The following is a 24,872-nucleotide window of genomic DNA, read 5'->3' on the forward strand; positions in this document are numbered from 1 at the left end:
CGTGCCGAAAGCCTATATTATTTCTGCGCTCAGAGGTGTCGCCGGATCGATTGTTCAGCGCGCAGGCGGTCCAGGGCATAGTTTCGGGCATTTTCGAAATCCCGCAGCAAGCCCATCAATCGATCAAGCTCTTCCCCTCTTTCCGTGAGGATCGGCAGATCAATCACATCGCCGACCGCACCGAGTTCCGGATCGTAGTGGCCATCGAACACCCGTCTGTGGCCGTGACGCTCTGTTGCCAATTCGGCTGAGATGATGTCACTGAGGGCCGCGATCGCGCCGCTGACGCTCTCCCGGAGAAGATCGCCATTTTCGAGGTCGGTGAGGCATCGCATTGTTGTCGATTGCTCTGCGGCCGAGCCAGGTGCGATCAGGCGCACCGCATCCACGAACATTCTTTTTCGGTGATGCGCGGCGGCGACGATTGTCTCGAGGTTTTGGTCATCGATATGGTGCACGGAATAACCCTTTCTGTGCTGAGCTGACACTTCGCCAACTCGTCAGAAGCGGCCCCTGTCGTGGCAGGGGCCGAGAAATCACGCCGCCATGGATGCTTGCACGATTTCGTCCGATGCCTCCAACGACTGGACGAAGTCTTCCAATCGATCTGACATAAGGCACAGATCATGGACACGCGGGTCGTCCGGCTCGACAAGCCCGAAGTAACCGCATTCGTCCGGCTCAAGCTGCCCCACCCGCTCGAGGCTGAGAAGTGCGAGCAAAGCATTGAGTTCCTTGAGGCAGGATTTGCTTGAGAGGGATCCGCCTTTGACCGCTTCACACAGCGCCAATGCGCGGCGTTGCCACCGGTCTCCTCCAAGGGCGGCGGCACAAGTCTGAAGTGCAGACCCGTATTCGTTGAGAAACCGGCGGGTTCGCGCAACAACATCCCTGTTCAGTGCTGTGCCATGTCCATTGGTTTTCGGAAATTTCTGCATCTTGATCTCCAAGGAATGCTGCCCCATCGGCAGCGTCAGAAACAGGTCTCCTCCTTTCCGCGTTAAAGGGCTTCACAGGCGAAGACCCTTTCGTTGAGCCCGCTTCCCTGCTGCGCGCTCTCATCAAGAGGAGCGCGCAGCAGGAAGCGGCCAAAGGGCACGAGGCACAGACCGTGGCCGAGATGCACTTGCATCCGGGAACGACGGTTACAGGCAAGCGGCGCCAAGAGCTGGTCGAACGGCGCCCCGACCTTTCTTCTGCGCGCATAGCAACCTGGGCTGATGAGGGGGCGGTGGATCTCCGAGACGAAGTTGCCAAATGGCTGGAGATCATGAATGTTTGCGATGCTCCCATCCAGGGGGCTGGCGACGTTATCCGGAGGGCGGGACATCAATGTTATCCGCCGCGGGCCATTTTTTCACTTTTTTCGGCTTTTCGATTTTGTGAATGGCCGAAGAGAACCATTTCTCCTGTAGCGGGGCCAACGAGCCGAGGTGTTTCGCAGATCTGCATCGCATCATATCGCTCGTGCTTCGCTTACCCCCCATGAGGGGTCAGGACAGTCGCCGCTTTGGCCCGACTGAAAATGCAAAATCCCCCATGAGGGGTCATGACAGATGCGGCTTCGGCCGTGCTGAACATGCTACATCCCCCCATGAGGGGTCACGACAGTCGCGGCTTCGGCCGTGCTGAACTTGCAACATCCCCCATGAGGGGTCACGACAGTCGCGGCTTCGGCCGTTCTGAACATGCAACATCCCCCCATGAGGGGGCATGACAGATGCGGCTTCGGTCGTGCTGAACATGCAACATCCCCCCATGAGGGGTCAGGACAGATGCGGCTTCGGCCGTGCTGAACATGCAACATCCCCCCATGAGGGGTCACGACAGATGCGGCTTCGGCCGTGCTGAACATGCAACATCCCCCCATGAGGGGTCACGACAGATGCGGCTTCGGCCGTTCTGAACATGCTACTTCCCCCATGAGGGGGCACGACAGTCGCGGCTTCGGCCGTGCTGAACATGCTACATTCCCCCATGAGGGGTCAGGACAGATGCGGCTTCGGCCGTGCTGAACATGCAACATCCCCCATGAGGGGTCACGACAGATGCGGCTTCGGCCGTTCTGAACATGCTACTTCCCCCATGAGGGGGCACGACAGTCGCGGCTTCGGCCGTGCTGAACATGCAACATCCCCCCATGAGGGGTCAGGACAGATGCGGCTTCGGCCGTGCTGAACATGCAACATCCCCCCATGAGGGGGCATGACAGATGCGGCTTCGGTCGTGCTGAACACTCGACATCAATCACCGTTTCAGCGCTGGGCAATGACCGCGCGTACTTCTTGCCAGATTGCCTGCGAGGCCGCCGCGCCACACTCGGCGCGGTAGGCCTCGGTCGACTTGCGGTCGCCATGCCCGAGGTGCGTGGCGATGACATCCGCGGCATGTGCTGGATCATGAAGCCGCAGGTAATCTGCGGCGAGTGTCCTCAGATCGTGGGACGGAACCCCAATTGCGGCCTTCGTCAGCTCGGTCGGGAGGTTGCGATAGGGCTCGGTGTCATCGAAAGACAGCCAATTCCGCCCAACAAGCTCGTTGTAGCGCAGGTGAACGAGGCGTTCGGGGCGGCCGCCGAGAATCCACTCATCCAGGATGTCGCAAATCTCCGGCCACATCGCCCCGGTTTCCGTCTCGCGTCCTGATTTCTCCTGTTCCCAGCCCGCACGCCAGGTCACGTCGTTTTCACGGCTGAGCTATTCGCCGAACCGCCATGAAACGAAGTCGCCCTTGCGTGGCGGATTGTTGAGAATGACGCCGCATACGTAGAAAAACACCGCCGCAAGATTCCACTTTCTGCCGTTTCCGCCGAAAAATCGATCGACCGATTTCCTGATCACACCGAGCAGCAACGGAGATCAGGAATGTTTGCCCGCATCAAATCCCTTGTCGGCAGGAATGACGCGACCATGTCAAAGCCGAACTTTTCAGTCCCGTCCGGGGGGACGACACCTCCGCCCACGGAACCCACGCCGCTGCCCCATGCGGAACCGTCAACCGCCGGCTTTCCGCTGGAATGCTTGACGCCGAAGCTGCGCAGCGCCGCAGACGCGATCGTTCGGAAAACCCAGGGTCCAGCCGCCCTTGCGGCGCAATCTGTCCTGTCGGTGGCCTCGCTTGTCGCAGGGAGCCGGGCGAAAGTCCAAACCCTTGGATCGCCTGCGAATGCGACCGCAGCCTTTGTCACGATCGCTCTGTCGGGCGAACGGAAGAGTGCCGCGGACAAGATCGCAAAGACCGGCATCGACCGGGTGATCATGCGTCTCCGGAAGGAACACGAAATCGCCATGGCGCGCCATAAAGCGGACCTCGCAAGCATCGGGCGCGGAGATGAGAAACCCACAGCCCCTGTTTGCCCGAGCTTCCTCGTGACAGAACCCACGATCGAAGGCGCCTTCAAAGCAATCGCGTCCGGATGCGGGTTTCTGGGCTGGTTCACCGACGAAGCGGCCAGCTTCTGGGGAGGCCATTCGATGTCGAAAGACCAGCGCTTGAAGACAAGCGGCATCGTGTCGAAATTCTGGGACGGCGATTACTTTTTCCGGCCCCGTGTCGGCCAGGATGGCGATGGCTACGTGCCGCCCACAGCTACCACAATTAACCTCATGTTCCAGCCGACGCTCATCCGTGACACATACGGCGACGAATTCCTGATTGGTCAGGGCCTTCTCGCCCGGATGCTGCCCTGCTGGCCGGAGAGCGCCATGGGGAACCGCAAATATCGGCGGCCGACCGAAGAGGACGAGGCCGCCGCAGATCGCTTCCATGACGAAGTCGAGTCTGCCCTGACAAACACGCTGGCCGACTCAACAGAGCGGTTTCTCGCGCTCTCGGAGGACGCCTTGGCTATCTGCGTCGAGTTCCACGACAACGTAGAAGCCGAGCTCGGCCGCGGCGGCTGGGCCGCGGACATTTCGGGGTTCGCCTCGAAGGCGCCGGAGCACGCATGCCGACTCGCCGCGATCATGACGCTGTTTGAGGAGAGGGACGCCGACATGGTGTCGGCCGATATCATGGAGGCAGCCTGCCAGATGGTTAAATACTACCTCGGCCAGTACAAATACCTTTGCATCGCGGCGACAAACGAGACCGAGATCTCGCACGCCCAGACGCTTCTGGACTGGCTTCGTAAGAACCTGCAACCCGGCGAAAGCTTCGCAACCGACCGGATCCTGCAATTCGGACCGGTCCATTCCCGCCGCGCGAAGGCCCTGAACAGGATGCTTGAGATCCTGAAGCAACATGGCTGGGTCAACGAGCTTCCCACCGGCACAAAGATCGACGGCAAGAAACGGCGTAAGGCTTACAGGCTCAGCCCGAAGGCGTGATTGCGAACCCCGCCTGGAGTCGAATGCGGTAGAACGACCCATACAAGCCCGTCCCAAACCTCGCCACGGGCAACGGTTGTAGAATCGCCGAGCGATTGAGACTGACAGAAGCACAGAGGTTATACTGCAGCATTCTCAGACATGATGGCCGACAAGAATTGATAGGGGGCCGACCGAATGGCGGACCCCCTATGCATGAATTACAGATGGAGAACCCGCTAAAGGCTGTGATCAGACCACAGGCCCGCAGTCTCTCGTTATGAATGAGGGATCGGCAGGGGGCAGATCATCAGCAGTCGACCATCGGATCAAAATTGTAAATTTCTCAAACTTGATCTGGATGTTGCGACATGCTGCGGCAGAAAGCGGAGAAAATTGAGAATGGATTCATTCCACCCCATGGGGATGAAAAGGACCCGTTTTCAATTGCACAGGAAAAATGCAGATATTACGGTATTTTGCGGTGGTGAGCGGCGGCCCTCCTACAACCGCCGGTCAGGGACCGGCATCATCATGTCCGCATGTCGATGGCCACTCCGTAGCCCCTATCAAGGCTGCATTCATGGCGTCTTCGACCCTCAAAATTGCCGCGAGGCGTTGATGGGCGGAGGGCACGCGCCCTGCGCCACGAACGTATATCGAACGGACATCCCGCCCTTCCGGCTTCAGAGTCCATCCCAATGCCAGCAGGGCTTTTTCGGCCGTCGCCCGCAGTTTTTGACGTGTCTCCCGTTCCGTCACGCGGCGCACGACATGCGCGATCTCGTGGTCTTCGCAGCTATGATGCCGCTGGATCTCGAGGCGGACAAGAAATCCCGGCGCCCCCGGGCCTCGAGCCAGATCGCCACGGCGAGAGCGTCAGTCTCGAGTTGCAACACCGCCGCCTGGGTTCTTTCCATGGGAGCAAGAGTTTCGGGAGACCTTTGAGGGCAATCGTGCATCAATTCCTTCCTGATCGTTCATGCCCGGCTCCCGGTAGCAGGTTCACCGGGAAGGAGCCGGCAACGTACGCCCTCCCTTTCGGCATCCATGTCGGCCTTTTCCTTCAGGGTGGGACTTTCGACGTCTCGTTGGTCAGAGTGCCCCGACGCTAGGGAAGCCGGCCCACGGGTTACACGCGCAAGGTCGTGGGGGACGACCTCAAGCCGGCAATGCGTGCGCCATGCTCTCGTGCGGCTCTCATCCCTTGCGCGTGATCGTAGCTATCCATGGTCGTGGCGGCGCTCTTGTTGCCGATGAGGGCTGGCGCCAGGTATCCGCCGCTCTGAATTTCCTCTGAGGCCTCGGTCGCGGCATTGTCTCTGACCCGATGTATGCTCACGCGCACGCCGAGGTGTTTGAAGGTCAGATTGCCAACCAGACGGCCGAGTTGCGCCGACGTGATCGCCGCGCCCATGTCGACCATGCTCGGAAAGAGCGCCGGCCCGTCATCGAAGAGCGGCCGGAAACTCCGCTGGTAGTCGTCGAGAGCTGACCACAGAACGGGGTTGATCAAGACCTTGTCGTAGCCCGCGAACCGCTTCTTCGCCTCACGCATTTTCAGCACACGCCCTGGCAGCACGACATGAACGTGGGGTTTCTCAAGGAGAAATACGGTCGTCCCCATAGCCAGGTGTGAAAGTGCCCGTGCTCGCTGCGGCAGGACCGCGGCAAAGGACAACAACAGGCCGTTGCGGAAGTCCCGCGCGACGTGGAGGCCGCGTGGGCCCTTCACCCGCGCCGTGTCCATGAGATCGATGCCGAGATCGAAGATCCTCGATGCCCCGACGATCTGCTCACCGGTCTTTGTCGACCGGCCGGCGACCTTGCCGAGGGCGTGATGCCGCGCGATGACATACTCGCACCCTGTGCTGTGGAAGTCGGGATCGGCTGCGACGCGGAAGCCGGAGACGATGCGCGACAGATAGTCGGCAACGCTGCGGTCAGCTACGCCATCGTCTTTCAGATCCATCGCATAGGCGTGGAACGCGGTGCCGGTGGGTCGGATATCGCGTCCGGAAATGACCGAAGCGCGATGCCATCGTGCCAAGGAAAAGGCCACCGACTGGACATGGTTGGCGCTCCATTTCTCCGAGAGGCGTCCGGGTTCGCTACTCAATTTCACGATGAGATTCCGCTGCCACTCCTCCGGAAGCGATGCGATTGCCGATCGTGCCTGGGCGTCCATCGACTTCGCCGCGACCTTCGGGCCGCACCGGCTGTGTCGCAGGACCTTGCCGATCATGCCGGCGATTGGAGCGCCCCAAAGGAGAGGGGCGCCGATCTGGATATAGGCGAGCTCAGCCGTTGCGTATTGCTCGTCGAGACGCGCGCAGAGCGCCTCAAGATAGCAGGATATCTCCGTTTGGTCGGGCATAGGCATTGGCCAGCCCATGTCGCCGCGCCATTCCGAAAAACCGCGCACCGAGCGGAGTACGGGCGCAGGATCGACGCCTGGCCGATCCCGGCCGAAGGCAATGCGGAATTCTTCCGGCGAACGCGGCGCGGCCCACCCCGACCGAGATTTCGTGGCCTGCATCAGAAGGTCTCCCTGCTTTCTGCATCTGCTGGCCGTTCCGATCCTGCGGGTTGAAGGGCGAGACAGGTGGGCCCGGAGCCCGATTCACGATCGTCTACGAGACAAGCATACTGGTCGAGGGTTGCGTCCTTTCGGTTGCGGAATCGCTGTCCGAGATCGCAGCGCTTCTGGTTTGGGGTTTTCATCCTATTCACCTTTTCTTTCTGGTATCTTCGGGCTGTCGGGATTTCCGGTCGGCCAAGTATTTGCTCCACCGGTCGAGAGCGAGGTCCTCGTCTATCTCGGCATAGTGAGCGAGCGTCGTCTCCAACCGCTTGTGACCGAGGAGACGCTGGACATCAGGCAGCCGGCCCGGATCTTCCTTGAGCCAGAGCCAGCCCAGAAAGTGCCGATAAAGATGTGGATTCATCTTGAAGCCCACAATTCGTTTCGTGTGCCGGACGAGACGCTCCAGAAGCCCGGCATAGGGCTGTCCAGGTTGCGCGGTCTCTCCCTGCGCCGGAAAGAGGAAGGGGTTGTCGTCGTCGCCTGATCGCAGAGCCTTCGACCGGACCTTCTCGACAAACAGTTTCAACCGGGCCGAAGCATGCTCATCGAGCGGTATATGAAGATCCGGATCATCGCTGTCGCGCCCCTTCACCTGCACATTCGGAACAATGATGCGCGCCGTTCCACCCGCCCAGGAAATCCACGACAGACGGATACCGGTGATGTTCGCCCGCCGCGGTGCTCGCGCCAAGAGAATGTCGCTGGCGATGGCGGCCATGATGTCCCGGGCCTCTTCAGGACCGAGCAGGTCCATCCTGATCTTCCCGCGGCACTTCCGTTTCCGTTTGTCGATGATCGAGTTGACTTCGTCGGTCAGGATGTCGCTCAGATCGATCAACCGCTGCTGGCGGTCACCGATGATCTGCCGGAGCCGGGCCTTGTTACGACGCGAGATGCCCATCTCGCCGATCGCGTGTTCCTTGATATGCCCGGCGATGGCATTCACGTCGTCGGCGCTTCGACCGATGTAGTCCCGCGCCAGCTTCTTCAGCGTCTTCCCGACGGACTCGGCATAGCTGCTGGGAAACTCGTCGTCGGAATTCCCCGAGCTCAACGCATCGAGGACGCTCTCGACGACATCCGGATCCGTATACTCGGTGAGATCCTCGATCCGATACCCTGTCGCCGCGTAGAGCGCCTTCGCCCCCGCGATCAGCTGGTAGCGCCGGTTCTCGAGCGTCCTCTCGCTCCATGTCTGTCCGGGCAGGAGGAAACCAGCCGACTGCCGCTCTTCCTCAGTGCGCTTGCGTCCCCTGTTCTTCTTTTTCAGAAGGGCCTTCTTCGGGTCCACCGGACGCGTGGTCTCGGCGGCGTCCAACTGTGCGAGGAACTCTTCTTCCGACAACCCATCACGAGATGCCTCGCCCCTCAGCCAGCTGCTGACGGGCCCGTCGAAATCGGACAGCAGCACGGAAAAGACCGAGGCCTCGACACCATACTTGTTTCTCCCGTCCGGGAACGGGTGCTCCACCACGCTGAACCCATAGGAGTCGAAATCTGCATCGGCGGCGAGGCGCCTGCAAAGCGCCGAGATACGTTGCACGTGCTTCTTGCAAGTCGCCTCGCTCTTCGGGCTGACCGCGAGCCGGTGCAGATAGTATTCGTGGAGAACCTCTGTTGAGATTTCTTCAGGTGAAATTTCCCGTTTGTGGAGGAAATGGAAGAACGTCCCCGAGATCAGCTTGAGGTCATCTGGACAATCGGACTCCGACAGCAAATCGTGGATGTCTCGATAAATGCCCGTGACGTCTCGAATTCCAAATGGCCGGTTTCGACCACCGTGGCAGGAAATGGCCGCCAGGATGTCGGACTTGTAAGTACTGAAACTCTTTTCCGTCACGTCCAGGGTTGCGGCCGACCAGCTGGATAATTTCTTGATCGCGCGCCGACGGTCCACGATCTCGGTCTCGGCAACCCAGCCTGAAGCCTTCACGAACTTCTTCAGGCGTGAGATCAGCACACGGTTCCGGCGATCGCTGTTCTCATCTCCGGTCGGGAGTGAAAGGTCCTTCATCAACCGAGAATACGTCATCTGACCCGTGGGCGTTGACAGATGAATGCCCATCACTTCACCGAGCGCATCGAGGGTTTTCCTGTCCGGTCGGATTCCCGGGATCTCGAGAATGTTCTTCACGGCCTTCGGATTCAGACCGGCCTGCAAGGCCAGCGCGTGCCTGGTGACTCCGGTTTCGTCGAGATAGTCCCGGATTTGATCTTGAACCGTCATGGCATCACTCCCGTGCGTGGCTTAGGGCTCACTCGAGATCGAGATCCGCCCTCCGCACGGGGCGGATCCGATGCTCGAAGAGTGCCAGCCAATCGGGGTGCACGAGCCAGCTCTTGCCAGCCTTGGTGCCGTCCAGAAAAACTCTGCCGCGTTCAGTCACGGTCCCTTTCACGATCCAGTCGCGGATCGTCCGCGGATGGCGTCGCAGTTTTTTGGCGACCTCCGCAATTGTCAGATATTCCTCGTTACTTTCATCTTCGGACATCAAGGTCTCCTCATGGCTACGAGAAGGACCTACGCCCCGGGCAGACAGTGCCCAAACGCGGATGCGTTGTTTTTGGTGGCCCAGCGAAAATGCAGCCGAGATCGGCGAGAGTAGGGCTGCTAATTTTGCGATTCGCGCCTGCTATTCGCTCAATTAGCAAGCCATAGATGCGGTCTCCCAGATGCCTCGCCTGGATGATCCCGCACCAAAGCCGCTGGCCGAAGAAGATCAGACGAGATCTTCAAGGAACTCCGAAATGCGGTATGCACCCGAGACCCATAACCGCTCACGGGCGCGCGTTGCGGCAACGTAAAGAAGGTGGCGTTCTGTCGCCATCATTTCCTCGATCATCGCCTCGTCGCGAGCCTCAAGAAGGCGTTCTTCTTTGGGAATTACGTCCTCATCACATGCTATGACCGCGACCGCCCGATACTCGGAGCCTTTCGCATCGTGCATGACCCTGATTTCTGGGTCAGCATTATTGCCTACCAGAGATCGGAACTCTTTTCGGACCGCGTTGGCGCGTGGCAGTTCATCCTCGCTACGAACCAACAGCGCCAGCTCGGAGCCACGGAACCCCTCGCCAATCAGCCCGGCAAGCCAGGTGGCAACGGCCTTTGCTTCATCCTCCGCATCCTTGAATTCGCTGATCTCCGGGGGCGGACCATCGAACAACGACACAACCCCAGTGCGCCGATCTTCGTTTCCATCTGCCTCCGTCAGGTTGGGTGGCAGCAGACGATCTGACTGGATGCGGATCTGTTGGGACGTCCGGTAATTCACCCTCAGGCTCCGAGAGCGGCCGCGTACCTCTACCCCCGCAGCCTTCCATGGAAATGGAGCGCGGAAGATGCGCTGGCCGATATCACCGGCAAAGAACAACCCGTTCGGCCGGTCGCCAGCGAGTGACGCAAGAAAATGCAGTTCGGGCACGGATATGTCCTGGGCCTCGTCCACAACCGCGTGGGTGAATGGTCGCGGCGCTCCCCCATGGTAGTGAGCCGCGAGCGCGTGGAACATCTGCGCCCGAGTGCGCTTGCCTTGGGCCTGCAGTTCGGATCGCGTTCTCGCGAAAACGTCCCAGATCATATCGCGGCGTGACGCTGCCATCCGTGTGAGCCGCCCCAAGCGCGGCAGATCCCTGTAGGCATCACGATCGGCGACCGCCCATGCATCCACAACGAGTCGCCATTCATCCTCGAGAAAACTTGGCGCCACGGTTACTTCTGCTGCGGCGGCAGCTTCTGCAATGATCTCAGAAACATGCGCGGGCGTGGCTTCCTCGACCGGGCCAAAGGTGTCTACGTAAAGTTCGCGCGCAAGAGGCCCCAGTGCCCTTGTTGTTATGCGGTCTCGAACCGCCTTGTCGGGCAACAGCATGGGTAGCTTTGATGCAAGCCCTTCAGCGAGACGCGCGTTGAAGGTAGTGAGCAGGACACGCGCCTCAGCATCCTCGCGGGCCAACCGGGCCGCACGGTGCAAGGCGACAACCGTCTTGCCTGTTCCGGCCGAGCCGATCACGCGCGCAGGGCCATTGAAGTCCCGGTCCACGAATTCTTTCTGCGCGGGATGCAGCCAGACCGTCCATTTCTCCCACGGTGCCTCCAGAGCGGCAGCAAGATCTGCCTCTGTCGTCGTGAGGCGGAAGCGGCGCGCGGCGTCGGGGTGGTCGTAGGGATCATCGGCTTGCGGTGCGGGTGCGGGTCGTTCACCCGTGGCTGCCTGCAACAGGGCCTCGCCAGCCTCCACCGGTAGATGGCCGGCAATGTCCAGCACCGTGTCCTCGGTGGCGTCACGCACGGTGCCCAGCCAATCCTCGGGCACACCCCAGGACAGCAGCGTATCGTCATCCTCTTCAGCGAAAAGCCGCGGCTTTTTCACCGCCTCCTCGACATACCGCTGAATGATCACGTCCTCGACCGTTTCACGGATCTCGACGATCTGCGCCGCACCTGTTCGGGGGTGAACGTCGATCCGGCGCCGCTCGGCCCAAGCGTAGGCGTCATCATGGTGACCGACCCAGGCAAGGAGTGTGGTACCGTCCCTTTTATGCAGGACAAGCCGAATGTCGCGGTTCACCCGGGCCGTCCAGAAATGAGGGTCCTTGGCCCGGGCGACCCGGTGCATCTGGAGGCCCGGGTTTTCGGGGTTCATCTGGACGTCGAAAGCTGCAGTTTTGGCGGCCTTTTGTTCTTGCCCCGAAAGCTTGATCAGCGCGTCAGAGAAGGTGTCGGCGATGCGGAAGGTCATTTCGCGTACTTTTCGCGAAGCGCTTGCACAAGATCCGCATACTCTGGCAGGGGCTCGTTCGGTCTTCGTTTAGCTGACTTCTTGGCTTTCGATTTCAGCTTTTTGTTCTTCTGTTTGACAAATTTCTTCTTCGAGGCCCCTTCGCCAGACTTGACTGGACCGATTGGCTGCAGGCGGATCCCCTCGGGCATCGAGACCCCGGAGTTGCGCGCGTCCTCAACCCAAGATTCGAGAGCCCCCTTCCTCGGGCCCTTACGTCCAGACAGTTTCGGATACGCGCGAATGACGGTTGATCCGCCGAGATAGCCACCCTTTCCCATCCGTCAAACCCCAATCACCTTCATCACTTCATCCCCCAGATGATTGATCACCTTCACGGCCACCCGGCCCGATTTCGGCCTCGGAAACGGCCGCGACACCGTGCGCTTCAACGACTCCCACGCCTCTTCATCGACCTCCCCTTTCAGCGTCGTCTTCAACTGCTTGTAGGGGATCTCCGCCCCCGGGAAATACGCGTGGCGGACGAAGAAGGACGCCTCGTTGTAATCGGTGTCGATGAACCAGCAGGCGATGTCGTCGGGCTCGGATGACACGACCTCGCCGGTCGCGGGCTTGAAGATGTCGACCCCCAGCAACGCGATGCGCAGGCTGTCGCCCTCCTGCTTCACCTCGATATCCGGCTCGCCGAAGACGACGAACAGGTTCCCACCCCCCGATTTCAGATCGCCCGCCATGTGCAGATCGGGGTTCATCCGCGCCTGCAGGATCGGCAGGCGGCCCAGTTTGCGGAACTCGGCGGTGTGGGCGTCGTAGTTGAAGGCGCAGGTGATCAGGATGTCGAACCCCGCATCCACCGCCTCGCGCGCGGCGGCGGTCAGGTCGGCGCGCTGCAAGGTGCCGTATTCCGGGCCGATCAGGATGCCGGCGCGGCGCTCGGTCTCGCCCTCCATGTAGCGGCCTTCGGCGGCCAGCCATTCGCCGGGCCAGGCGGTCAGCGAGGTGAAGGTGATCTTGTCGGCCTTGTCGGCCTGCTGAACCCCCGCCTTGCCCAGGTTGTCGAGGATCGCTGTGCGGTAATTCTCGGCCTCTTGCGCATTGGCCGCACGCTTGCCCTGGCTTGCGTCATGTTCTTCGATCAGCTCGCCATGTTCGTTCACCGCCTGCGTGCGGTGGGGCGACAGGCTTTCAACGGTAAAGGGCCCGGCGACGCGGACGCGCTTGCGGTCCTCGTAGGGCTTGTCATAGAGGAATTCATAATCGGCCTTGGCCGCGATCGAGGCGTCGATTTCTTTCTGGCGGGCGATGCGGGCCTGCCAGAACGCCTCCAACGCGGATTTGGCGGCGTCGGGCCAATCCTCGGGGGCGTCGCGTGGCACCTCCCATTCCATGAAGCCGTCGGCGGGGGCCATCTCTCCGCTGGGCAATTCGACCTCTTCGCCGGTGCGTGTGAAGTCGATCTGGTCGCCCTTGCGGCCGCCGGTTTCGACGGTGAAGGGCGTCGGGTGACGGCTGAGGGCCGCGCGCAGCAGGGTCAGCGCGTCTTCGACGGCGGGCTGCATCGCCTCCCAGATCGTGTCGATCTCGGTGTTGTTGGCGATGGATTTCAGCGTGATGTGGGGCACGCGCTGATAGACAAAGCCGTGGCGGATGTCGTTATAGGTGAGCGCGGTCGAGGGGGCGGAGCGGGTGACCTCGGCCTCCTTGCGCTGCCCGGCCTCGGAATCCTTCAGCAGATACCAAGGGTATTTCGCGCCCATAATCCGGGCGCGGGCGAGGGCCAGGGCCACACGAGACGTGTCGATGGTGATCCAGCGCCGCCCCCATTGCTCGGCGACGTAGGCGGTGGTGCCGGAGCCGCAGGTGGGATCGAGCACGAGGTCGCCAGGGTCGGTGGTCATGAGGAGGCACTTCTCAATGATCTTCGAGTTGGTTTGAACGACGTACATCTTCGATGCAGCGTCGAAGCCCCACTTCGTATCTCCCCAATTGTTCGTAATAGGCTTCACGGGGTAGTTCTCCGCAAAGAGATAGTAAGCGATACTGTTCCGCCTCGCGATCAGCAGCCCAGATTTTTTCACGGTATCGAGGCCGCGTGTGGTCACTTTCCAGTGGTTGCCTTTCCCAGGGTGAAATATGCGGCCTTCGTAAAAATAGTCGACGGTTCCCGCTTCCGACGCACCTGAAGAAGTCAGAGGGCCGTATCGCCAACGCTTTCCGCCCTCCGGAATGGGTTTCTGGCCGCTGTATTCCTCAGGTTTGAGGTTTCGCGTTGTTCCGTCCGGCATGAAAAGCCATTTGTATTCCTTAGCACTATCATCTCCGGCCCCTTTCATTTCGTAGAGTTGCCGGTATTTGAGCTTGTCAGAATTTTTCGCATACCAAACGATGTGGTCACCGACCCGCGTCAAAGCTTTGCTCGGGAAGCCACTTGTGGTCACATAGTTGATCATGACCACAAAATTCTCCTCCCCAAACACCTCATCCATCAGCGCCCGCACCCGGTGGACGTTTTCGTCCCCGATCTGGACAAAACAAGACCCGCTCTCGGTCAGCAATTCCCGGGCCACCACAAGCCGATCCCGCAGGTATTGCAGGTAGGAATGGATGCCGTCGCGCCAGGTGTCGCGAAAGGCCTTCACCTGCTCGGGCTCGCGGGTCAGATGCTCCAGCTTGCCGTCCTTCACATCGCGCGAGGTGGTGGACCACTGGAAGTTTGAGTTGAACTTGATGCCATAGGGCGGGTCGATATAGATCGCCTGCACTTGGCCCTTCAGCCCCTCGCGCTCGGCCAGGGACGCCATCACCTGCAACCCGTCGCCCAGGATCATCCGGTTCGACCAGCGCTGCTGGTGTTTGTAGAACTCGATCTCGGCCTCGCGGTCTTCTTCGGTGAGGCCGAAATGGTCGAACAGGTCGACGCCGCCCCCCTGCCCGTTGCGTTGGCGCCCTGCCCTCAAATCCTCGATGATCGCCTTGGGGTGGACCTGTTCCTGCAGGTAGATCGGCGGCGCATCGATGGTGATCGCGGTCTGGTCGATATCCTTGCCGCGCCAGATCAGTTGCGGGTCGAGGTCGGGGTTGCGCGCCTCGTAGGCGACCTTGATCGGCCTGGCATCGTCGGGGTCCATCAAGGGCGCAAGTTCCGGCGTGGGGATGTTCACGCGGCTCTCGTCATGGGTGATCGGGGCGATGGGGGTTTTCTTGTCGGTCATTGGTCTTGATCCAGCACGTCAGAAATGGCGGCGACATAGGCCGCCCTGCGGCTTTCCAGCCAGTCGATGATCTCCGGCCAGTTGTCCGGGTCGGTGTAGGGTTTCGACAACCGCTCCCCGAAGAGATGGCCGTTGGGTTGCGGGGTGATGCCTTCGATACCCAGCTCTTGTTCGAGTTGATCGGCATACGGCATCAGGAGGCGTTCCGCCGACAGCTTGTTGTCGCCCCAGCCCCCGCGCACGTAGATCCCAGAGGTTTTTTCGCCGATCCAGATCGCGACGCGCACGTCCCCACCGGCCAGCACGGTATAGGCATTCCAGCCCTTCTGGGCCTTGACCCCATGTGTTGCAGCCTCGGGGTGGCGTTCAAGATACCGGGTCCAGAAGGCCGTGCGCGTTTCGGTGTGCTGATCGCCCGCTGTCGTCGCCTGACGTCGGGTTGCCGTCAGCGCGCGCGACCAACCGTCGGGCTTTTCGACGACCTCGAAAATCGGGGCAAAGGGGCTATCCCCGATGCGCACCACACGCGCCTTCACCGCGAAAAAGGAAAACCCGTCTGCGGTGTGTTCGTTGAGCCAGCGGATCGCCGACAGGTGCGGCTCGCGGAAGGCGGGGGCGATCCAGACCACCGTCTGCGCCTCGAGCCCGGCGAGGTAGGTCATGATCTGGCCAAGGTGGGTGTGATCCGTCGTTTCCAGCTGGTTCTCGATCAGCACGACGCTGTCATCCATCGGATTGCGGGCAAGGATGTCGGCCGAGAAGCTTTCCACCGCAACCTCGGTGCCGGTCAGTTCCAGCGGGATGCCGATCGCCTCGGACAGATGGTCGATATTCTCGGCGAGCCAGGGGGTGAAGTCATGCGCTTCGTGTTTCCATGCCTCTCGCAGGGGCAAATCGCTCAGGCGCCCAAATTCGATATCGGTCATGCGCGTTCTCCGAGAGTTTCGCCGATCAGCCTGTCGAGATCCTCGGCGTATCTGTAGGGGTCGAGCAGCTCCGCATAGGCCCATCGGCCGTAGCGCCCCAGGGTGTTGACGCCCGGCACCCATTGATGGCGCGTCGTCTCGGCCTTCAGCCGGTCCTTGGCATCGCGAAAGCCCTTGGCCTCGACGATCAGGGTGGTCGGCTCGGGCGCATCAAGCGCGATCAGGAAGTCGGGACGGTAACGTTTCGGTTCACCCTCGACCAGATAGGGGATCTCGAAGCCGAGGTTGTGGTTCTTGGCATAGGCGCGGGTCATCGGGTGATCCTCGATCACCTGGGCAAGCTTTGCCTCCCAATCGCTGTCGGTGATGATCCAGTTGATGTGCGACCGGTCCGGACGCGGCCAGAAGCGGCTGGTCTTGGACGTGTTGAACGACACGTCCATGGTCGAGCCGGTGGGCGTGTAGGGCTCCAGCACGGCGCGGATGACGGCACTGCCATCGCGGTCCACGGTCAGAGCATGCAGGATCGTGTCGCAGACCTCGTCTGCGATCTGCTTGTATGTCAGTTGCGCCTTTTGCGTGCCACCGGTCAGGATCAGGCGGTCACTGTCGAGCCATTGCCGCACAATGCGCTTGGCGCGCGGGAAAAGGTGGGTCTTCGGCGCCTCGCCGGCATCGCGCAGTTTGTGCATGACAAGGTGGGAGGCGATCTTGGTCGCGATCTCTGACGGCCGCATCTGGCCGAGATGCTCCAGCGTGATGTGCGCGGGTTCGCCAACGATACCCTGCATTGTGACCTCGGTCGCGCCAGCCTTGGCCGGGGTCAACTCGTAGGGTTCGACCTTGGAAAAATCGACGGCGAGCGTGTCGTTGGGCAGATCTGTGCGGTAGCCCTCGACCCTTGGGAAAACGATCTCAAGATGGTCGCGCTCGGGCGAGATGGCGCGGACCTGCACGACCTCGCGTGGCGGCGTGGGCGGGGCGACGCGCGGGCCATCCGAGAAATTCAGCCCGTCGATGCCCATGATGTCGGCGTATTCCGTGGTGAAGAGCCCTTGTTCGTTCACGTCATAGGACAGGCGGCGCAGGGCACGGCCGACGACCTGTTCGCAGATCAGCCGCGTGCCAAAGGCGCGCAGACCGAGAATGTGGGTGACGTTGTTGGCGTCCCAACCTTCGGTCAGCATGGAAACGGATACCACGCAGCGCACCTGTTCGCCGAGCTTTCCTTTCTTGCCGACAGTGTTCATCACCTCGCGCAGAATTTCGGACTCGTCGATCTGGTCGGCCCCTTCGCCGCGCGCGGCCTTATCGCGGCGGAACGCTTCGATCTCGGCGGCGTGAGCCTCGCGAAAGGCCTTGTCGACCTCACCTCCGGACTCGATGGCGGCACTGTCGATCAGGATGGTGCGGGGCCGATCAAGGCGTTCCCCGTCATCGGCGTAATTTCGAAACAGGGCGCAGCGGCCCCGAACGGTGTCGATAACGCCGTTCTCATCCTCCCGCTCAAATCCGGCGATGTAGTCTCGGACGAGTTCGGAGTTCGTGGTGTTGTTGCAGACCACGATAAACACCGGAGGAATGCCGACCTGCGCTTTCTCCCATTCGCGATAGGTTTTCTCGTAGTGCCCGTAGAGCGCGTCAATGGCGGTCTGTAGCTCCAGCGGCAGCTTCAGAGGGTCAGGCTTCTTTTCGCCGCGCGCCTTTTTCGGCATCTTCTTCCCGATGGCCTTCCACAGGTTGCGGTAGAGCGGTTCGGGCTGGCCTGCCACGTTGTCGGCGACGGGGACACGGGGCAGCTTCACGATCCCGCATTCAATGGCATCCATAAGAGAGAAGTCGCTGGCCACCCAAGGAAAGAGCGTACCCTCGACCCAACCAGACCCGGAAAGAAAAAAGGGTGTCGCCGATAGGTCATAGACCGTGCGGATACCCAGATGGCGCTTGGCCGCCTCAAGGCCGGATATCCAGAGCCTTGCCGCTTCGCTGTTCTCTTCGGCCTCTTTCCTCGCATCGCCGGTCAACTTTTCCTGCTCGGCGTCAGGACGTTCACGGTAGCAGTGATGCGCCTCGTCATTGATCACCGTGATCGGGCCGCAAGACATCAGTTCAGGCATCACGCGGGCCAGCATCTGGCCTTCGGTCTCCAGCGTCTGGAGGCCGTCTCCATGGCCGGACAGCGCCGCCCGCGTGCCCTTGGCCAAGGCCACCTTCTCCCGCAGCTTGAACGCATGATAGTTGGTGATGACGATTTTGGCGGTCTGCATGTCCGTCATCAGATCGGATGGAACAAGGTTCAGGCGATCATAGTAATTGTCAGGCTCCGAGGGTTTGAGAACACGCAGGCGATCGCGGATCGTGATGCCAGGCGCGACGATCAGAAAGCCTTTTCCGAAATTCTTGGATGACGGTGCACGCGCGGCGTTCAGGACCTGCCACGCCACCAGCATGGCCATGACCGTGGTCTTGCCCGCCCCGGTCGCAAGCTTGAGAGCGATACGGAATAGATCAGGGTTGGCTGCAGCATTCGAAGCCTTCAGCCATTCGAGGAATCGCTTTCCGCGCTTGCCATCTTTCGGCGCCACTTCTGCCAGCCATATCGCAACCTCAACGGCCTCGAGCTGGCAAAAGAACGGCCGGATCGGAACCGTCTCGTCCGCCTGTATCGCCCGCCAATGCTGTAAAAGCCGTTGCGTTATGGGCGAAACCCGCCATTGCGACGGATTGGGAAGCTTGCGCCACGTATCGACGGCATCCCGCAACTCGTTGATGTAGGGGGTTGGGTTGTAGTCCACCTCCCCTGTCGACAAGTCATCGAATGTCAGACTCGCCTGAGAGCCGCCCTTGGCCTTCGCCCCCGGCATGGCGGAAATCAGATCCGATTTCCTGCGCCGCTCGATGATGCGATCGGTCGGGCGCCCATCCTTGTCCAATTCCCAATTCCGCTCGGGAACACGGTAGGGGGAATTCAAAATGGGAGCGTCGAAAAAACTCTGTGACATCAAGTGACTCCTGATCCGGATCGGACACTACCAGCGCAGCCAAACAGGGGAAGGGAAGCGCCCGCCATCCTGCATCCCCACGTCGAAACGCAGGTCCCGAAGCGCGCGGGCCTGTGCCTCGGGGTAGGCGTTGTGATCAAAACGGGCGGTTCGCCGAGATGCTTCGCGCCATGCGCCGAAGCCTTGGTCGAGAAAGAACGAAACCTCGGATCCATCCTCGAACGTAAAGCGAAAGAAACGTGCATGGGCACAATCCGATTTTGTACCGAGGACCACCGAGGAGCCAGGGAACAGCGCCGACAACACATCACGACGTAGCGCGTCTGTTTCCCAATTGTGCCACAGCAGATAACCTGGACGTTCGGCGGCCCCAATCGCTTCCGAGACGATCTCCAGACGCGTGGCGTCGTCGCGCAATGGCAGCGTGCGCCAAGCCTCAAATAGAAGCCGCGCCGTGAAAGGACTGCGGAGATACCGGTCATTATAAGTAACCTTCTCCAAACGCGCGGACCCGGCAAAGAGCTGTGGACGCAGGCTCTTCGCGATGCCCCAGAGACGGCGACCGAACTGTTCGACCGGCCCGTCCAGCTCTGTAGAGACGTCTTTTTGAGCAGAGTTGCCCTCGCCATAGGCCGTGACCTTTTCCAAAGACAGCGCTGCGCTGACCGCCAACGGTGTGCAAGCCCCGTACAGCGCCGGGGCACGGGTTACGTCACCCCAATGGCGGTCGATATGGCCCGCGCGATCGTCGGGTGAGGCGATCGCCACATCCTGTCCGTCGAGGCACACCTCAGCGAGGATCGCCGCATCGCGGACCGAAGGCAGCACATCGGCCAGGTGCAAAGTCGCGTTGGCCCGGGTCACGAGGCGAACCAAGTCCAGCTTTTGCGACATTTCAAGACTATGCACGTCGGCGGATCGCATCACTACGGCGACCGGCAAGCCGACGCGGCCTGCCTCCTCGGCGACCCGAGCGCCGGGCCATTCCGCGACATCCCAGCCAGAAGGCGAGTCCGTCAGGAACAGGGTCAATCGTCCGATCGCACCGACTGCCAACTGGCGTCCAATCCAATCGTCAAGCGGACGTGTCACCACCTGTGTTTCAGGACCGAAAAGCTGAAGTTCTTCCGGCAGATGGAGGTGTGGCAGGATCTCATTGACCAAGATATCCCAGGCACCGGACCGATCCATGGCAGTCCCGAACTGCAAATCACGCCGTAATACGCATTCCGGGCATCCCGAGGCGCAGTTGGCTGAACAGTCGAGCCGTTCCGCCGCATTGCGCAAAAGGCCGGGCAGATCGCGATCCGCCGCAGAGGCAAATCCAGATCCGCCAGAGGCCTTGTCATATAGAAACACAGAGCTTCGGCGTGCCTCGTCGGGCCTGAGGCTGGGTGCAACCGCAAGCCCCATCGTCTCGGCATCGACACCAAGCCGTGCGCCAAGGGCCTCGCGTAGCGCGGCGCCTATTGCCGCGGCCTGTGCCTTGCCCGTGTCGGTGATTGGCACGGCATCAAGCTGCAGCTCGAACACGTCGGTGACCATCTCGGTCCCGAGCTTTACATGCCGCCGGATCTTGCGAGAGGCGTCATCATTCGCCGGGCAAAGCCCGTCGTGGCGCGGGTTGTCACGCAGCTTCTGCAATGGCCGGTGCCCAACCATGCCCGCAGGTAAGGGGGATCCATGATCTCCCACCTCGGCCTCGGCGCGCCCGCAGGCGATGCAAACCGCGTAGCCGTCACCGTGGTCCCCCGACGCCGTAACCAGCACGCGCCCCTGCCGCGCCGTCCGGTGGCGGCCCACCTCTGGATCGGGCAGCGAGACCCACGCCTCGGGCTCGGCCGAGACACGCGGCGGATCAGGCGGCACGTAGGCCAGTTGCTCATAGGCGCTGTGCGGCCGCCGGGTTCCAAGGAAACCCGCCGGTCGCAGCAGTTCCGTCCGCTCAAGCGGTTTACCACAGCGCGGACAATCCGCCGCCTCATGCCGCGTGGTGCCAAACAAATTGCATGACTTGCAGGTGAACAGCGTCCGGAGATCCTCCACCGAGCCGGGATCGTTGCGGTTTCCCCACGTGGGCAGAACGCCCTCCGATCGGTGCACCAGCCCGTCGATCACCACCTCGCATCCCGGCGAGTATTCCCGGATCGCCATGTCCAACGGGCGTGATGGCCCCGGCTCGCCGCCGCCTTTCCCGGCATGATCGAAGGAGACCACATCCACCGGGAAACCGTACGACGGGGTGAAGCCCCGGCGGGCAAGCTCGGTCATCATGAACTCCTCCCGCATGCGCTTGGCACGTTTACGGTAGAGCCAATGGGCCGGATCCGTGTCGCCATAGGCAGCTTGTGCCTCGACAAGCTGTTCATATTCGCTGCGCCAGCGATTGCGCATCGTGGCGAAGTCGTCTTCCGCACGCGAAACCAACCCGTTGTGATCCTCCAGGCATGTTGCCTTGACCAATGTGTCCAAAGCTTGCGTGACGCTGTCCTGCGCACCCCAATCGCCCTTAAGCGCGGCAAGGAAGTTATCGGCTACGCTGTCAGGCAGAAACGGGGCGTCTGTCACCTCGGTCGCGCCCATGAACGATGCCATGTTGGTTCTCACGCTTGTCCCGCCCCCTTCACGAAGAAATTGGGCCAGCAAGGCCGCGTTGACGTGGCGCTGCACGAGGATCGCGGAGTCGAGTCGAACCTGCGGCGCGGCCACTTGCGCGCCGAGCAACCGCGTGGGCTCGCGGAAGATCATATTGTCGAGCGGCAGATCCTTGCAGAAGGTAAACGCCATCGCCCATGGCTCTCCCCGCCGACCGGCGCGACCGATGCGTTGACGGTAGTTGGCCGGAGATGGCGGAACATTGGTGTTCACCACGAGCCCCACATCGGGGATGTCGACGCCCATTTCCATCGTGGTTGAACAGTTCAGCACATTGATTTTACCGTCCCGAAAGTCGTTTTCGTAGGTTTGCAGGCTGGGCCGATCGATTTGCGCGGAATGTTCCTGCGCGCGCAGGAAAGGCGTGAACTCGACCGTTCGATCATGCAAGTTTGTCCAATGCCCGTCGAGGCGGAGGGACGCGATATTCGGGTCGTTTTGCACCCATATGCGCAAGTTCTTGCGCTGCACCGGCGATGTGCCCATCGGCGCCGCGTCGGGCAACGCAGGCATCGCGATCGGCCGGGCGGTCATCGGATCGGCTATCGCGTTCAGCGATACGCCAGCCGGGCCGTAGGGCAAGAGGCGGCGGGTCACCGGGCATTCGAACGCTGTTTCAATCGGTGCAATCGACGCTTTCTTCAGCTCAAGACGCCACGCGCCGGGAGCAACCTGAACGATTACGCCTGCCTTTCGCAACGTGTTCCAGATCGCCGCAAGGACGGATGCGGCCCGTTCGACATCCACTGCATGATCCGGGCTGCCGTCGATCAGGCGATAGACGAGCCGAACAAGGTTTGAACGCTCCGAATGCGCCGTAGGGAAGAAGCGCGGATTGTCGACGCCAGAAACATCTTCCTTGGACAGGCCCGGCTCAACGACAACGGCCACTGCGCTTCGGGGTGAAATCCAGTGCCGGACGTCGGCAGGCTCTTGCGGAAGGCGGATGGCGAGGTTCGTTCTGAACGTGAGATCCACAGCCGCATGCAACAAATCTGCCCAAACCGTTTCGTCATGCGTCGCCTCCCGCAAAGGTCCGGGTACGGATAGCCGCGCTTGGGCGACAAGCTCCGGAAACAGGAGGCGGGCAAGACCCATGGTTTCCACGTTGTTCTGCAGGCGCGGACGCCGGAACAATTCGCGGTATAGAAAAAGTTCGGCCAGTGCCGTGGGGTGGCTGGTCAGAGCGTCATCCCCCTTCGACGGTCGGTTTCGCCAGACAGGTCGGGCAAAATTGCGGAACTCTTCATTTTGCGCAATGCGCTGCACAAGCTCGGACCATGGCACCGGTTTCGGCGATCCTTCGGCTTCATTGAGCGCCTGGCGCTTTTCTTCAAGCGTTCCGCCGAGGGCTGGACTGGTCGAAACGACCTGTTCGAGCGCCGAAATTTCCTTGCGCAACGCCTCGGCTTTCTCCGGATCGCCCTCTCGGGTCTGGACCGCATGGTACACGATCGCACGCGTCAGGGTGCGCTCCGCATCCTGTTGGAGCTTGGCAGAGAACCGCGCGGTCCCTTGGCGGGAGTCGGTGAAGGACAAAAGGCGCCGCCCCCCGAACGGCACCGGATGGTCATGAGAACTGGGCTTTGCCGCCTCGATCAAAAGCGGCATGGCGTTGCCCATTAAGAAAGGCGCGCCGAACCGTTGCGGGCGCACGGAAACGCCCTTGTGCCCAGCCCGTTCGCAACACCCACGATCTTCTTCTGTAACAATGGTAAGTGCGAGCACACGATCGCCATCCTGAGGGATCTCGAAGAGATGCGCATCGGAGAGCCGAAGAAACTCGTCGCCCGCGCCCTTGCCGGGGCCGACGACCACGCTTTCGGACAGGAGCGATGTGGACTGCTCGGCCCCATCATTGTCGGGCTCGACATCAAGGATGTAGTCGTCATCCACACCATCCGCTCTTGCCAATCGCAACGAACGGTGCGGCCCGTCGTTGGCGACCTCGGCACGCAACCATGGAGTGCCGCATTCGTCGCAGGCCGCGATCTCGAGCACAGGTGCGTCGCAGTCGCATTTCTCTCGCTCGTGGAAGTGGATCTTTCCAAAGGGCCAATCCCTACCCTCCTGCATCAGGGTTTCGCCGCGTTTGGGACAATCCGGATCGACGCAGGTCCACAACCCGCCTTGTGCGCGGTGAAATACGTGAAGACGCCAAGGGGCGAGCGCGACACCGGTCTCTGGATCAACCGCCTGCGCCGCAGCTTCAAGAAGGCGCAATGTGCCTTTGGTATCCCCATCGCGCCCCAGCATGGTGGCCGCAGTCGTCAAGCCAATCCCACTATCGCGCATCGCCGCGCGCACCTTTCGCAACCGCGGGTTGGCGGCGAGCTTGTGCCACAACGCATCCGGCGCAGAAGGCATCTCCTCGGGATCGAGCGGTTCGTCCACGCCTTGAGGTGGTAACTGGGGTTCGCGCTCCTGCCCTTCGACCACCTCGACCTGTGCCGGGCTTAACCCAGCCAGATCGGCGACGAATTTTCGCAAGGTCTCGCGGTTTTCGGAACCTTCGCCGATGGTTGCCGACGTCGCGGCAAGGCGGACATCTTCCGGGCGCACCCCGAAAGCAGTGCGCACCCGTCGCAGAAGAAGGGCCATTTCTGCCGCCTGTGCGCCTACATAGCTGTGCGCCTCGTCCAACACGATCCAGCGCAGCGTACCTTGAGACTTCTCAAGGATTGGCCGGTCCTGTGCACGCATCAACATGTATTCAAGCATGGTGACGTTCGTCACCATAAGAGAGGGTGGCGCCTGGCGCATGAAACGGCGCTCCAGAACTTGGGCACCACGCGTTTTCTGGCCCGGCACGGTATCGGGCATGTGACGGTTGTAGAGTGCATAGGACAGACGGTTCGACAGCGGGTCCATCCACGCGCCCAAGCGTTCTTTCTGACTGTCGATCAGGGCATTCAGCGGATAGAGCACGATGGCCCGAACACCAGCGTCACCCGGTTTGTGGGCGCGCAACAGGTCGTTCAACATCGGGATCATGAAGCATTCGGTCTTGCCCGACCCTGTTCCGCTTGTGACCATGAAGCTGCGCCCGGCCGCGGCCGCTTCCCAGGCCCGCATCTGATGCAGATACGGCGCGACATCATCGCCGCGACGCGGCCAGCGGCGGTCATTTTTCGTGCCGTCTTTTCGCGTTTCGCAGTCCAGAGCGGCGACAAGGTCCTCCTCCAACATACCGCCAGCCAAATCGTCGAGGCTTTTATCCGCCCGCTGCCACACGCGCGCCGCTTCAAAGATCGGATCAGCGACAAAGGAGTCAGGCCCGCCCGCCTGTCCGTGCAACCGCGCCGAGAGATCGGCGCGTAGGCTGCGTGACTGCACGCGCCCCTTGCCCAAAACTGCATCGGCTGCGCGATCATTTACACGAGCAAGGATTTCGTCATACCCGGATCGCGGCAAAGGGCTTTCATCGGTCATGGTCCGTCC

The 24,872-nt window shown here is 61.2% G+C and carries 14 protein-coding genes; 1 reads left to right on the forward strand and 13 read right to left on the reverse strand.

What is annotated here, in order from left to right; genetic code table 11:
• Positions 1-29 precede the first annotated feature (29 nt).
• The 4 genes from KUV65_RS04060 to KUV65_RS04075 all read right to left on the reverse strand — a co-directional run bounded on the left by KUV65_RS04060 (position 30) and on the right by KUV65_RS04075 (position 2,678).
• Complete coding sequence (locus KUV65_RS04060; protein ID WP_222187755.1) at positions 30-458, reverse strand: hypothetical protein; 429 nt, start codon at positions 456-458, stop codon at positions 30-32.
• Between the two features lie 78 nt (positions 459-536).
• Positions 537-950, reverse strand: a complete 414-nt coding sequence (locus tag KUV65_RS04065) for a hypothetical protein (protein ID WP_222187757.1) — start codon at positions 948-950, stop codon at positions 537-539.
• A gap of 50 nt (positions 951-1,000) precedes the next feature.
• Complete coding sequence (locus KUV65_RS04070; RefSeq protein ID WP_222187759.1) at positions 1,001-1,330, reverse strand: hypothetical protein; 330 nt, start codon at positions 1,328-1,330, stop codon at positions 1,001-1,003.
• Positions 1,331-2,255: 925 nt separating this feature from the next.
• Entirely contained in the window at positions 2,256-2,678 is a 423-nt protein-coding gene (locus KUV65_RS04075; RefSeq protein ID WP_222187761.1) for a hypothetical protein, read from the reverse strand.
• Between the two features lie 186 nt (positions 2,679-2,864).
• Here KUV65_RS04075 and KUV65_RS04080 point away from each other — a divergent pair, with 186 nt between their 5' ends.
• Positions 2,865-4,328, forward strand: coding sequence for a YfjI family protein (locus tag KUV65_RS04080; protein ID WP_222187763.1), 1,464 nt, complete (start codon positions 2,865-2,867; stop codon positions 4,326-4,328).
• 1,111 nt (positions 4,329-5,439) lie between these two features.
• On the opposite strand, the gene KUV65_RS04085 is transcribed toward KUV65_RS04080, so the two are convergent.
• The 9 genes from KUV65_RS04085 to KUV65_RS04125 form a co-directional block, all read right to left on the reverse strand.
• Entirely contained in the window at positions 5,440-6,846 is a 1,407-nt protein-coding gene (locus KUV65_RS04085) for a hypothetical protein (RefSeq protein ID WP_222187765.1), read from the reverse strand.
• 190 nt (positions 6,847-7,036) lie between these two features.
• Positions 7,037-9,121, reverse strand: coding sequence for a site-specific integrase (locus KUV65_RS04090; RefSeq protein ID WP_222187766.1), 2,085 nt, complete (start codon positions 9,119-9,121; stop codon positions 7,037-7,039).
• A gap of 28 nt (positions 9,122-9,149) precedes the next feature.
• Positions 9,150-9,386 (reverse strand): helix-turn-helix domain-containing protein, encoded by a 237-nt coding sequence (locus tag KUV65_RS04095; protein ID WP_222187768.1) that lies wholly within the window; start codon positions 9,384-9,386, stop codon positions 9,150-9,152.
• A 228-nt stretch (positions 9,387-9,614) separates the two neighbouring features.
• Positions 9,615-11,636, reverse strand: coding sequence for a 3'-5' exonuclease (locus KUV65_RS04100; RefSeq protein WP_222187770.1), 2,022 nt, complete (start codon positions 11,634-11,636; stop codon positions 9,615-9,617).
• Positions 11,633-11,827, reverse strand: a complete 195-nt coding sequence (locus tag KUV65_RS04105; protein WP_222187772.1) for a hypothetical protein — start codon at positions 11,825-11,827, stop codon at positions 11,633-11,635. Before KUV65_RS04105 ends, KUV65_RS04100 begins: the two co-directional genes overlap by 4 nt.
• A gap of 132 nt (positions 11,828-11,959) precedes the next feature.
• A complete protein-coding gene (locus KUV65_RS04110) occupies positions 11,960-14,848 on the reverse strand; it encodes a site-specific DNA-methyltransferase (protein ID WP_222187774.1) in 2,889 nt (962 codons plus the stop codon).
• Complete coding sequence (locus KUV65_RS04115; protein ID WP_222187776.1) at positions 14,845-15,774, reverse strand: DUF4268 domain-containing protein; 930 nt, start codon at positions 15,772-15,774, stop codon at positions 14,845-14,847. The genes KUV65_RS04110 and KUV65_RS04115 overlap by 4 nt, the downstream gene beginning before the upstream one ends.
• Complete coding sequence (locus KUV65_RS04120; RefSeq protein ID WP_222187778.1) at positions 15,771-18,776, reverse strand: BPTD_3080 family restriction endonuclease; 3,006 nt, start codon at positions 18,774-18,776, stop codon at positions 15,771-15,773. The genes KUV65_RS04115 and KUV65_RS04120 overlap by 4 nt, the downstream gene beginning before the upstream one ends.
• A 27-nt stretch (positions 18,777-18,803) precedes the next feature.
• Positions 18,804-24,863, reverse strand: coding sequence for a DEAD/DEAH box helicase (locus KUV65_RS04125; protein ID WP_222187779.1), 6,060 nt, complete (start codon positions 24,861-24,863; stop codon positions 18,804-18,806).
• Between the last annotated feature and the right edge of the window lie 9 nt (positions 24,864-24,872).

It is taken from the genome of Maritalea mobilis (genome assembly GCF_019800885.1).
Classification (GTDB): Bacteria; Pseudomonadota; Alphaproteobacteria; order Rhodobacterales; family Rhodobacteraceae; genus Roseibacterium; species Roseibacterium beibuensis.